This window comes from Streptomyces malaysiensis subsp. malaysiensis (assembly GCF_040653035.1).
GTDB classification, from domain to species: Bacteria; Actinomycetota; Actinomycetes; order Streptomycetales; family Streptomycetaceae; genus Streptomyces; species Streptomyces malaysiensis.
Genome location: NZ_JBEZNG010000013.1, coordinates 54,325 through 65,298, shown reverse-complemented (window position 1 = coordinate 65,298; position 10,974 = coordinate 54,325). Strand labels below are relative to the sequence as shown.

General features: G+C 71.9%; 9 protein-coding genes and 1 pseudogene. 4 read left to right on the top strand and 6 right to left on the bottom strand.

Annotated features, from left to right (window positions below):
- Nucleotides 1-60: 60 nt before the first annotated feature.
- Together AB0E24_RS24995 and AB0E24_RS24990 are read right to left on the bottom strand one after the other, a co-directional pair.
- A complete protein-coding gene (locus AB0E24_RS24995; protein ID WP_359380061.1) occupies nucleotides 61-717 on the bottom strand; it encodes a maleylpyruvate isomerase N-terminal domain-containing protein in 657 nt (218 codons plus the stop codon).
- Nucleotides 718-933: 216 nt separating this feature from the next.
- Nucleotides 934-1,398 carry an RrF2 family transcriptional regulator gene (locus tag AB0E24_RS24990; RefSeq protein WP_069862037.1) on the bottom strand — a complete coding sequence of 155 codons (465 nt, stop codon included), beginning with the start codon at nucleotides 1,396-1,398 and terminating at the stop codon, nucleotides 934-936.
- 196 nt (nucleotides 1,399-1,594) lie between these two features.
- On the opposite strand from AB0E24_RS24990, the gene AB0E24_RS24985 reads away from it, so the two are divergent.
- Together AB0E24_RS24985 and AB0E24_RS24980 are read left to right on the top strand one after the other, a co-directional pair.
- Nucleotides 1,595-4,354 carry an FAD/NAD(P)-binding protein gene (locus AB0E24_RS24985; protein ID WP_359380057.1) on the top strand — a complete coding sequence of 920 codons (2,760 nt, stop codon included), beginning with the start codon at nucleotides 1,595-1,597 and terminating at the stop codon, nucleotides 4,352-4,354.
- Between the two features lie 383 nt (nucleotides 4,355-4,737).
- On the top strand, nucleotides 4,738-5,256 hold the full coding sequence (locus tag AB0E24_RS24980; protein WP_069862041.1) for a lytic polysaccharide monooxygenase auxiliary activity family 9 protein: 519 nt from the start codon (nucleotides 4,738-4,740) through the stop codon (nucleotides 5,254-5,256).
- 119 nt (nucleotides 5,257-5,375) lie between these two features.
- Here the strand turns inward: AB0E24_RS24980 and AB0E24_RS24975 are convergent, their stop codons facing one another.
- Complete coding sequence (locus tag AB0E24_RS24975; RefSeq protein WP_069862043.1) at nucleotides 5,376-6,602, bottom strand: DUF418 domain-containing protein; 1,227 nt, start codon at nucleotides 6,600-6,602, stop codon at nucleotides 5,376-5,378.
- Nucleotides 6,603-6,769: 167 nt separating this feature from the next.
- Between AB0E24_RS24975 and AB0E24_RS24970 the strand changes: the two genes are divergently transcribed.
- The gene (locus tag AB0E24_RS24970; protein WP_099012819.1) at nucleotides 6,770-7,567 is read left to right on the top strand and encodes a TetR/AcrR family transcriptional regulator; all 798 of its coding nucleotides are present in this window, start codon (nucleotides 6,770-6,772) and stop codon (nucleotides 7,565-7,567) included.
- A gap of 18 nt (nucleotides 7,568-7,585) precedes the next feature.
- Here the strand turns inward: AB0E24_RS24970 and AB0E24_RS24965 are convergent, their stop codons facing one another.
- The gene (locus AB0E24_RS24965) at nucleotides 7,586-8,050 is read right to left on the bottom strand and encodes an ATP-binding protein (RefSeq protein ID WP_069862204.1); all 465 of its coding nucleotides are present in this window, start codon (nucleotides 8,048-8,050) and stop codon (nucleotides 7,586-7,588) included.
- A gap of 88 nt (nucleotides 8,051-8,138) precedes the next feature.
- Nucleotides 8,139-8,654 (bottom strand): annotated as a pseudogene (locus tag AB0E24_RS24960) (type 2 periplasmic-binding domain-containing protein); the annotation flags it as partial.
- A gap of 154 nt (nucleotides 8,655-8,808) precedes the next feature.
- Here AB0E24_RS24960 and AB0E24_RS24955 point away from each other — a divergent pair.
- Complete coding sequence (locus AB0E24_RS24955) at nucleotides 8,809-10,029, top strand: RNA-guided endonuclease InsQ/TnpB family protein (protein ID WP_359380051.1); 1,221 nt, start codon at nucleotides 8,809-8,811, stop codon at nucleotides 10,027-10,029.
- Between the two features lie 41 nt (nucleotides 10,030-10,070).
- Here the strand turns inward: AB0E24_RS24955 and AB0E24_RS24950 are convergent, their stop codons facing one another.
- Entirely contained in the window at nucleotides 10,071-10,856 is a 786-nt protein-coding gene (locus AB0E24_RS24950) for an ABC transporter permease (RefSeq protein WP_174882151.1), read from the bottom strand.
- Between the last annotated feature and the right edge of the window lie 118 nt (nucleotides 10,857-10,974).

The following is a 10,974-nucleotide window of genomic DNA, read 5'->3' as shown; positions in this document are numbered from 1 at the left end:
GACACGGCCCCGCGCCCCTTCGGGGCGCCACCGGACCGCAGCCGACTTCCGCTGATCCGCTCAGCCGATGACGAACGGGAGCTTCGCGGCCAGATCGCCCAGTTCGGCCCTCTCCACGTCGGCCGGGGCCCGCCGCCCGGTGCCGACCAGCAGCGCGTCCTTGTCGGACCACGACGCGGGGAACGCCGCCCCGGCGATCTCCTCCAGCATCCGGCGGGATCCGGCGAGGCTCTCGGCGGGAGGCTCCGCCGCGCCCGGGAGGTGGGCGATCAGATCGAGGTGGTGCAGGGTCCACTCCAGGACGTACGCGGAGAGGTAGTCGCCCGCGGTGAGCACCACATCGCGGGTGCCGACCCGGAGGGCCGGGTCGGCGAGACCGGCCGCGCGCCCGGCGGCGGAGCCGACGTCGTCGAGGTGGAACTTCAGCAGCCACGGCTCCTCGTACGCGGCGGCCAGCCGGACGATCAGCGCGTCGAGCGGATCGTCGCCGGCCGGCGGCGCGTCGGCCACCTCCCAGTAGGTCACCGCGTCGCGCGTCGGTTCGGCGTCGGTGGGTGTCACGAGGGTGATCAGGACGTCCTGGGCGTCGATGACCAGGTGGCACACCAGGTCCCGGACGAGCCAGCCGGTGCAGCCCGACGGCCGGGCGAAGTCCTCGTCCGCGAGCTCGGCGACCGCGGTGCGCAATGCCGTCCATGAGTGTGAGAAGAGGTCCACAGCCGCAAGTCAATCAGATCGGCGGACGTCGGCCGCGGTTCGGTGGCGGCCCCGAAGGTGTGCGGGGGCTGTGCCGAGGCGCGGTCGGCCACGATGGCGCCCCGGACGATCGGCGGCACCACGAAGGCTGAACTCGGGCCCGGGAACGGGGGATTGGGGAGTCGTCGGCGTGTTCCGCCAGGGGCGGCGGTGTCACGACACGCCGATGTCATCAGGTCAGGTGTCGTAGTGGCGGACGTCGTCGAGGTATTCGCGCGCCCGCGCCCGCACCAGCGGGGGCAGCTCACCGGCGGCCAGATCCGCGAAGGTGGTCTTCTCCAGCACCTGCCGCAGACTCGCCCGCACCGCGCGCCACACATCCGGCAGCACCGCCGCCGCGCCCGGGTACTCCAGCCCGCTGAGGCCCACGTCCCGCACATTGGCCAGCGGGCCGTCCATGGCGCGGATCGCGTCGGCGAGGGTGATCTCCTTCGCCGGGCGCGCCAGCAGATATCCGCCTTCCGGGCCCCGCACACTGCGCACCAGATGGGCCAGACGCAGCTCCCGCAGGATGCCGAAGAGGAAACGCAGTGGAATGTCCTGCCGGGTCGCCACCTGCTCGGCGGTCAGGGGTGAGCCCTCCGCGGCCGCCAGTTCGGCCATCGCCCGGACGGCATAGTCCGACTTGGCTGTGATCCGCACCCGCGCAAGTTATCACGCACGTCCGTTTCATGGGCCGGGGCACCAAACAACCGGCTTGGGTCCAGGCCCGCTTTTCCTTCTCCCATGAGTTCACAAAGTTCATTGAATTGGTGAACTTAGATAGCTACGGTACCGCTGCGTGAGCGGGGCATCGGTCTTGCTCGCCCACCGGTTCAGGGGAAGCAGGAGGTATCACATGGCATCGCCAGAGCCGTGTACGACGTCAGGGCCGTGCAGGAAGACCGTCGCCATCGTGGGGGCGGGTGCCGCCGGGGCGCTGGTGGCGATCCAGCTCTGCGAGACCGCGGCACGCCGCCGTATCCCGTTCGACCTCCTTCTGATCGACCCGGCCCCCGAGGCCGGCCGCGGCACCGCCTACTCCACCCTCGACCCGCGCCACCGCCTCAATGTGCCGGCGGGCAGGATGAGCTGCTACCCCGACGATCCGGGACACTTCGTGCGGTGGCTGTGCCACCACGGTGAACCGGGCGTGCGCGGCGGCGACTTCGCGGAGCGCTACCGCTACGGCGCCTATCTCGCCGACACCCTCGGCCGGGCGATCATGGCGGCGCAGGGCGTCGTCGGCGTCCGCCGGCTGCGCACCCGGGCCACCGGCTGCCACTGGACCACCCGGCCCGGAGCGGACCCGTCCGCCCGGCTGGAGCTCGCCGACGGCGGCACCGTCGAAGCGCACCACGTGGTGCTCGCGACCGGGCCGTCCCGCGCCACCGCCGAATGGGCACCGGCGGACCTGCGCGGCAGCGACCGCTTCATCGCCGACCCCTGGGCGCCGGGCGCCCTGGACGCCGCGCTCGGACAGCGCCACAAGGAGGATGTACTCCTCGTCGGCACGGGGCTGACCTCGGTGGACATCGCCATGACACTCGACCGCCCCGGCCGCACGGTGCACACCGTCTCCCGTGGCGGAAGGCTGCCGCAGCCGCATGCGGTGGACCCGCTGCCCGCCGCCGAGTGCACGACACCACTGCCCGGTCTGTCCCTGGCCGCGCTGCGCGCCGAGGTACGGCAGCACATCGGCCGGGTGATGCGCACCCACGGCGACTGGCGGCCCGCGGTGGACGGGCTGCGCCCGGTCACGGCCGAGATCTGGGCGTCGATGTCCACCGCGGAGCGGGCCGAGTTCATGGCGCGGGACGGCTCCCTGTGGAACACCCACCGCCACCGCATGCCCCCGGCCACCGCCGAGTCGGTGGGCCGTATGCGCCGCACCCGGCGGATGCGCACGTACCAGGGGCGGCTCGCCTCCGCCTCGGCCCGGCCCGACGGCTCCCTGACGGTCTCCCTCGCCACCGCCGACGGCCCGCGCACCCTGCCCGTGGGCTGGGTGGTGGACTGTACGGGGCCGGGCCTGCGGCTGCCCGGGACGGCCGACCCGCTGTGGCGGAGTCTGCTCGACCAGGGCGCCGCGGTGCCCGGCCCGCTGAGCATGGGCGTGGCCACCGACCACGGGCGGCTGCGCGGCGCCGACGGCGGCGCCACCCGCCCCCTGTGGACCCTCGGTGCGCCCCGCCGTGGCGAGTTGTGGGAGACCACCGCCATCCCGGAGATCCGCGAACAGGCCGCCGCCATCGCCGAGGCCGTCCTCGACCCGTGGACGGCCCCCGCCCTCCCCGCAGACGGCGGCCGCGCCCCGCGCCGGGCGCGCCGGCCCATGGACACCTCGGGCTTCCCCCTCAGCACCCACGCGGCCGCCGCCACCGCCTACCGCCTCGGTGTGGACCGGCTGCTGAAGGTCCGGGCCGGGGCCCCGCGGGCGCTCCGCCGCTCCGTGGCGCTCGACCCCGGATTCGCCCTCGGCCACGCCGCGCTCGCGCTCATCGGCCATGAGTGCGGCGCCGATGTGGATGTCTCGCGCGCCCTGGCCGACGCCCGGCGCGCGGTGCGCGAGCGGGCCGATGACTACGAGCGCTCCTTCGTGGACGTCGTCTCCCGCCGTGTTCTGCGCTCGCCCGCGGACGGCGACGCCGCCCTCCTGCGCCATCTGGAGGAGTACCCGGGCGATGCGCTGGCGCTCGCCGTCGCGGTGCCCACCATCGCCTTCTCCGGGCTGCGCGATCTGGACGGCACCACCGCGCTCCGCGTGGTCGAGCGGACCGCCCAGGCCCATGGAGGGGGCTGGTTCCACACCTCCCTGCTGGCCTTCATGCGCCAGGAGCAGGGGCGTTACGACGAGGCCGGAACCCTGGCCGAGCGGGCCCTGGCCGCCGAACCCGCCTCCGGCCACGCGATGCACGCCCTGGCCCACGTGCACTACGAGCGCGGCGACCACGAGGCGGGCCGTGAGCGGCTCGAACGATGGCTGGCCCACCAGGGCCGGGGCGGCACCCACCGCGCCCACTTCTCCTGGCACGCCGCGCTGCACGAACTCGCCCTGGAGGATACGGCGGCGGTCCGCCGCCGGTGGGCGGAGCAGCTGTCCCCGGGGAAGGTCCACGGGGTCCGCGCCCTGGTCGACTCCGGCTCCCTGCTGTGGCGGGCCCGGCTGGCGGGTGCGTGGCAGGGCCCGTTCCCGATCGGCGACGTACTGGACTCGGCGCCCGCGGCCGTCCTGGAGCGCCCGGCCACCGCGTTCGTCGCGCTGCACGCGGCCATCGCCCTCACCGCCGCGGGCGACCTGGCGGGGCTGCGGCGGCTGCGGGTCCACGCCCTGCGCGCCGATGAGGTGCAGCGGAGCGTCATCGCCCCGCTGTGCACGGCCTTCGAGGACATCCTCGAAGAGCGCTGGGCCGAGGCGGCCCGCGGATTGGAGCGCCTGCTGCCACGGCTCCCCGGTGTGGGCGGCAGCGCCGCGCAGCGCGAGATCGTCGAGGAGACCCTGCTGTTCGCGCTGGTGTCCGCGGGCCACCGCGACGCGGCCCGGGATCGTCTGGAGGAGCGGCTGGACCGCCGCTCCTCTCCCCACGACCGGCGACGGCTGACGGCTCTCTCGTCCTGACGGCTCTCTCCTCCTGACGGCCCTCTCGTCCTGACGGCTCTGTCGTCCTGAGCCCCTCTCGTCCCGACCACCCTCATCGTCCCGACCGTCTTCCCGTTCCGCCCCCGGGCGCCAAGGCCCGGGGCCTGTTGGGGAGTTGGGAGTCGGTGAGGTGGTTAGGACGGTGACATCGATGGGGATGACAGTGGACCAGACCACTTCCGTCCCATGTCTTGACCGTGAACGGACAGCCGGTATGGTCTAGACCTAGTGCGGCGCGGATTCGCGGCCGCCTGAGCGGCCATGAAACGTTCCGACACAGCCACCCCCCACATCCCCCCACATCCCCACCTTCGGCAAGGGCTTCGCGCCTGGCGTGGGGCCCTCGCCGCGAAGGAGTTGGCATGAACATGAAACGCAAGCTGTCCGTGGTCATCGGCGCGGGGATAGCTCCCCTGATCGCACTGAGCCTTCCCACGGCCGAGGCGAGCGCACACGGCTACATCTCCACCCCGCCGAGCCGCCAGGCCCAGTGTGCGGCCGGGACCGTGCCCTGCGGCGACATCAAGTACGAGCCGCAGAGCGTCGAAGGCCCCAAGGGGCTGACGAGTTGCAGCGCTGGTAACTCGCGGTTCGCCGAGCTCGACGACGACAGCAAGGGCTGGGCGGTCACGCCCGTCCCGTCCAAGGCCGACTTCACCTGGAAGCTGACCGCGCGTCACTCGACCAACACCTGGCAGTACTTCGTCGGCGGCCAGAAGGTCGCCGAGATCGACGACGGGGGAGCGCAGCCGGGTGAGACCGTCACCCACCAGGTCGACTTCGGTGACCTGAAGGGCAAGCAGAAGGTGCTCGCCATCTGGAACATCGCGGACACCTCCAACGCCTTCTACGCCTGCATCGATGTGAACATCGGCGGCTGAACGCCGACGGTCGAACGTGGGCGGTTGAACGCAGGCGGTTGAATGCAAGCGGTTGAACGTCGGGCCGGTCGTCACCGAGACGACCGGCCTTCGCCGTTGCCGCCGTAGCCCCGGGCCGGCTACCGGGGTCCGTACGTAAGCCTCCGCAGCAGCTTCTCGGCGGGCCCCGGAAGCGAACGGCGCTGGAGGGCGTACGCCCCGGCCACCGTGGCGAGCCAGACCAGGATGGCGCTCAGACACGCGGTGAGCGTCGGACTGCCGGTCCGCTCGCCCAGTGCGAGGGCGAACGGGGAGAGCAGCAGCACCCACGCCAGGGACTGGCACAGATAGCCGCTCAGCGACCGCTGGCCCAGGGCCGCCAGCGCCGCCACGGGGAGTTTCGGCCGCGAGCCGGAGCGGCCCTTGGACAGGCGCAGGGCGAGGAGCCCGAAGAGCGCCACATATCCCGGGCCGCCGTACTGGCCGCTCACCTCGTACAGCGTCAGGAACGCGTCCGCGGTGGCGCCGTCGACATGGACGAAGCCCGCGCTGACGAGGCCGATCGGCGCCCCGCCCGCGAAGGCGATGCCGAGCCCGATCACCGCGGTGCGGATCAGCAGCCGCCGGTGGCGGGCCGGGTCCTCCAGCACGCCCCGGCGCGCGGCCCACGCGCCCAGCCAGACGATCACGATGAACGGCAGGACGGTCAGCGTGTGGATCGGCCACTCGCCGAGCCGGTCGGCCACGGACGCGGCGTAGTCGGGTGCCGAGAGCGAATCCACATCGCCCGTCGGCACACCGGCGGACCCCGACCCGCTGTTCGCGGCGCGGTAGCCGGCCATGGCCGCCACGACGGCGACGTACACCGTCATACCGCCCCACAGCCACAGCACCACGCGCTGCACCCGCTCGCCGCGGCGCAGGAGCAGCAGGGTGAAGAGGATGCCCACGATGCCGTAAGCCCCCAGGAAATCACCGAAGTTGAGCAGCGCGGCGTGGACGAGGCCGAAGGCGACGAGCCATGCGTTGCGCTTCAGCAGCACCGAGCGCGCCGCGCCGGGGCCGGAGCCCGCCGCGTCCTGTCTGCGGGCGAGCTGCACCAGCCCGTAGCCGAACATCACGGCGAACATCGGATAGGCGCGGGCGTGGACGAAGACGAACATGACGAGGTTGAACGGGCGTTCCCAGCCGTGCGGGGACGCCTCGGCGCCCGGCTGGTTGCCGAAGGCGAACACCGCGGCGTTCGCGAGCGCGATGAACAGCAGCATGGTGCCCCGGGCCAGATCGGGGGCCAGGGCCCGTTCGGTCCGGCGGACTGGGCCCCGCGCGGGGCCCGGGGCATGGGACTGCGTCGGTATGGCGGTCACCGGGATCTCTCTCCGTCCTGTCGTATTGAGGGCCCTTCGGGCAAAGGGGCGTGAGCGAGCCCTCGGCGCTCAGCTTAGTATAAGCAATAATCTATATGAGGGATACTAAGTAGCCGTGCGCCATGATGTACCTGGTGAGAAACCGAGGTACGAGAAGGAGGAGCGCCATGTCGGCCGACCAGGAGGAGGCGCCCGCCGAGCTGGCCCGCCTGTGGCGGCTGCCGGTCCCGGCCTCGGGCCTCGGCCGGCCCGCCGCGCTCGACACCGAGCGCGTGGTGCGTACGGGGGTGGAGCTGGCGGATCGCGACGGGCTGCCGGGCGCGACGCTGCCGAAGATCGCGAAAGAGCTGGGCGTCTCCCCGATGTCCCTCTACCGCCACGTCGGATCCAAGGACGAGCTCCTCGTCCTCATGCGGGACCTGGCGCTCGGCTCTCCGCCCGATGTCGAGACCGCCCCGGACCGGTGGCGTGCGGGGCTACGGCGGTGGGCCGTCGCCCAGCGCCTGGTCAACCACCAGCGCCCCTGGCTCCCCCGCCTCCCCATCGCGGGGCCGCCGATGGGACCTCATGAGATCGCCTGGATGGAGGCGGGCCTGAGCGCGCTGAGCGGCACGGAGCTCGACTGGGCCGCGAAGGTCGGGAGCCTGAGCCTGCTCAGCGGCTATGTGCGCCACGCCTCCCTGCTCGCCCAGGAACACGCGCAGGGCAGAAGCGGAACGGGCCTGAGCCAGGAGGAGACCGAGCGGGCGTACGGCCGGACCCTGGCGCGGCTCATCACCCCGGACCGCTTCCCGCAGATGGCGCTGCTCCTCTCCGCCGGCCTGTTCGAGGCGGCGCCGGACGGCGCGTACGACGACCCGGCCACCGACCACGACTTCGTCTTCGGCCTCGAACGCGTCCTCGACGGAATCGCCGTGGCCGTCGACGACGCGCGGACGGCTACGGGGCGGGGCCCGACGCCGTAACGCTGGGCCGGCGACGGATCAACACGGCGCGGGGGCGGTGGCCCGCCCCGTGGCCCGCCCCCGCCGGGCGACGATCGCGTTCACGGTCTTGCCGCCGCCCGGCTCCTCGGTGACGGCCGTGGCCATGGCCATACCGCAGATCATCGGCCAGCCGAATCCGCCGCCCTCTCCCCGGACATCCGGAGTGCGCCGGTGCGGCGGTACGCGACTGGCATCGCCGACGGCGATGGCGATGGCCTCGGGGTCGGCCGACACGCGCAGCGAGCAGTACCGGCCGCCCGAGTGCCGTACGGCATTGGTGACCAGCTCCGAGACGATCAGCATCACCGCCTCGGCGGCGCTCCGATCGGGCTCCGGGCGCAGGCTCTCCAGGAAGGTGCTGGTGAGTTGGCGTGCGTACGAGGCCGCTTCGGGGCGGCAGTCCAAGGTGGCCCGCAGCGCGGACGGCGAGGCGGCCGTCCGCCGGGCCGTGGCGGTGTGCATGATGCTCACCTCGTTTCATCGGGTGTGTTCGCGCGGCCTGATTGTTTCCACGCGCTTACCCGATGGGGCGCTCCCGAAAAGGGGTCCCTCAGGAGTCCTTTCCGTAGCTGCGCGGTGCGGAGGTGGACGGGGGCAGATCGCCGTTGAAGCGGGTGTCCACATAGTCGGCGAACCGGAAGCGGCGCGGGGTGAGCTTCAGCTTCGCGAAGGTGTCCGCGATCTCCTGCTCCGAGGCGACGGCGGGCTTGTCGACCGCGACGTACACCCGGGTGCCGTTGGTGCGCTTCACGGAGTCCAGCGCCACCTGGTACGGCAGCCCGGTCTCCTTGCCCCACACCTTGGCCCATGCCTCGGGGTGCTTGTAGACCCAGTCCTGGGCCCGGCGCAGCCGCCCGAGATAGTCCTCGATGACCTTCGCCTTCTTCTTGTCGTCGAGGGAGGAGGGGTTGGCGACCTGGAAGTTGAGGCCGTTGACCACGCCCTGACCCGTGGTGAGCACCCGCGCGTCCGACTGGCGCAGCGCCTGGGAGGTGTACGGGTCCCAGACGGCCCAGGCGTCCACCTTGCCGCGGGTGAAGGCGGCCAGGGCGTCGGCGGGCTGGAGGCGAACGTCGACCATCAAACGTTCTTCCGTGGGGGAATCGAATCTTTGGGCCGGGGCCGCGAAGCGTCGGAGTCCAGTGCGTTGTCAGTGACGGCCGGTAGAGTGACGATATCTGCTTTGACCTGGGGAAACGAGTGAGGGGGCGGGCTGCGTTTTGTTGCGTGCGTATAAGTTTCTGCTGCGCCCTACGGTCCGTCAGACGGTCGCGTTGGGCGAGATGCTGCGGGATCACTGCTCGCTGTACAACGGAGCCTTGCAGGAACGCCGCGACGCCTACCGGCACGTCTCCAGGACGAGCATCAAGTATGGCGACCAGTCGGCCCAGCTCAAGGAGATCCGGGCGTTCGACCCTGAGCGTCAAGGCCGCTGGTCGTTCTCCTCCCAGCAGGCCACCCTGCGCCGCCTGGACAAGGCATTCCAAGCGTTCTTCCGCCGCGTCAAGGCCGGTCAGACGCCGGGATACCCCAGGTTCAAGGGCGTCGGCCACTTCGACACGGTGACCTTCCCCAAGGACGGCGACGGGTGCGGCTGGGACTCCACCCCCCACGACCCACAGACCCGCGTACGCCTCCAGGGCATCGGTCACGTCCGCGTCCACCAGCACCGGCCCGTACGCGGCCGGGTCAAGACGATCTCGGTGAAGCGGGAGGGGAACCGCTGGTACGCCGTCCTCTCCTGCGACGACGTACCAGCCGAACCCCTGCCCGCCACGGGTGCGGTCGTCGGGATCGACATGGGTATCACGCACTTTTTGACCACCTCCGACGGCGCACACGTCGCAGGCCCCCGCTTCCTCGACCAGGCCGCCGACGAACTCGCCGAAGCGCAGCGGCACCTCGCGACGTTCCCCAAGCGCACCCGGCGGCGCACCAAGGCGCACAGGGCCGCCGCCCGCCGCGTGGCGAAGCTGTACGCGAGGATCCGGCGCCGGCGCCTGGACCACGCGCACAAGACTGCGCTCACCCTCGTGCGGGACCACGACGTGATCGCCCACGAGAAGCTGAACACGGCGGGCATGACCCGCGCCCCCAAACCCAGGCCCGACCCCGACGCGCCCGGCACCTTCCTGCCCAATGGCGCCGCGGCCAAGGTGGGCTTGAACCGCAGCATCCTCGACGCGGGTTGGGCGCAGTTCCTGACGATCCTGGCGAACAAGGCTGAGAGTGCCGGTCGCCTCGTGGTCGCGGTGGACGCGCGCAACACCTCCCGTACGTGCCCGCCCAGCCTCGGAGGCTGCGGGCACATCGCGAAGGAGAACCGCGTCACCCAAGCCAAGTTCGAATGCACGGCGTGCGGCTTCACCGCGCACGCGGACCACGTCGGCGCAACGAACGTGCTCGACAGGGCCGGGCTGGTCCTCTGCGACGCTGCTTAGCCAGCGATCCAGGAAGCCCGCGCGGCTACGCGTGGGCGGAGTCACTGCAGCAGCAGCCTCTCCAGGGTGCGGACGATGAAATCGGCGAGCAGGCCGAGGGCGGCGTAGACGATCAGGCAGACCACGATCACATCGGTCTGGAAGAACTCCCGTGCGCGGTTGAGCAGAAAGCCGATCCCGTCATCGGCGTTGATGGTCTCGCCGAACACCAGCGCCAGCCAGGCGGTGGCGAGGGAGTAGCGCAGCCCGGTCATCGCGCCGGGGAGCGCACCCGGCAGCACCACATGGCGGATCAGCCCCCAGCGGCCGAGCCCGAGCGAGGTCCCGGCCTCGATGAGCTGGGCGTCCACACCACGGATGCCCGCGTAGACATTGAGGTAGAGATGGAAGGTGACGCCCAGCGCGATGAGCGCGATCTTCGGGGCCTCGCCGATGCCCATCCAGATGATGAACAGCGGGATCATGCCGACCCAGGGGATGCTGCGCAGCATCTGCACACTCGCGTCGACGAGGTCCTCGCCGAGCCGGGAGAGCCCGGAGATCAGCGCGAGCGAGACGCCGATGACCCCGCCGAGCACCAGCCCGATCAGCACCCGCTGCACCGACACCAGCATGGCGTGCGGGAGGGTGCCGTCCTCGACCAGGTCGGAGGCGGTACGGGCGATGGTTCCGGGGGAGGCCAGGGTGTCGGAGGGCAGCACACCGGTGGCGCTGGAAACCTGCCAGAGCACCAGCAGCAGTAGGGGTCCGGTCGTGCGCCGCAGCCAGCGCGGTACGGTGCGGCGGCGCGCGGAGAGCGGCACGACCGGTTCGAGAACCGGGGACATGGGGGCTCCACAAAGCGGGTACGCCTCGATGCCCCTGCGTACGCCGGTACGGCCCGACCATCAGGGCCGGTACGGCGGAACGGGCCGGAACGGGGCGTTGCCGAGGCGGAGAAGAAGC

What these genes read in the sequence shown, in the direction of transcription:
- AB0E24_RS24970 (WP_099012819.1), top strand. Translation starts at nt 6,770, where the DNA reads ATGTCGGCCGACCAGGAGGAGGCGCCCGCCGAGCTGGCCCGCCTGTGG.
- AB0E24_RS24985 (WP_359380057.1), top strand. Translation starts at nt 1,595, where the DNA reads ATGGCATCGCCAGAGCCGTGTACGACGTCAGGGCCGTGCAGGAAGACC.
- AB0E24_RS24950 (WP_174882151.1), bottom strand. Translation starts at nt 10,856, where the DNA reads ATGTCCCCGGTTCTCGAACCGGTCGTGCCGCTCTCCGCGCGCCGCCGC.
- AB0E24_RS24965 (WP_069862204.1), bottom strand. Translation starts at nt 8,050, where the DNA reads ATGCACACCGCCACGGCCCGGCGGACGGCCGCCTCGCCGTCCGCGCTG.
- AB0E24_RS24980 (WP_069862041.1), top strand. Translation starts at nt 4,738, where the DNA reads ATGAACATGAAACGCAAGCTGTCCGTGGTCATCGGCGCGGGGATAGCT.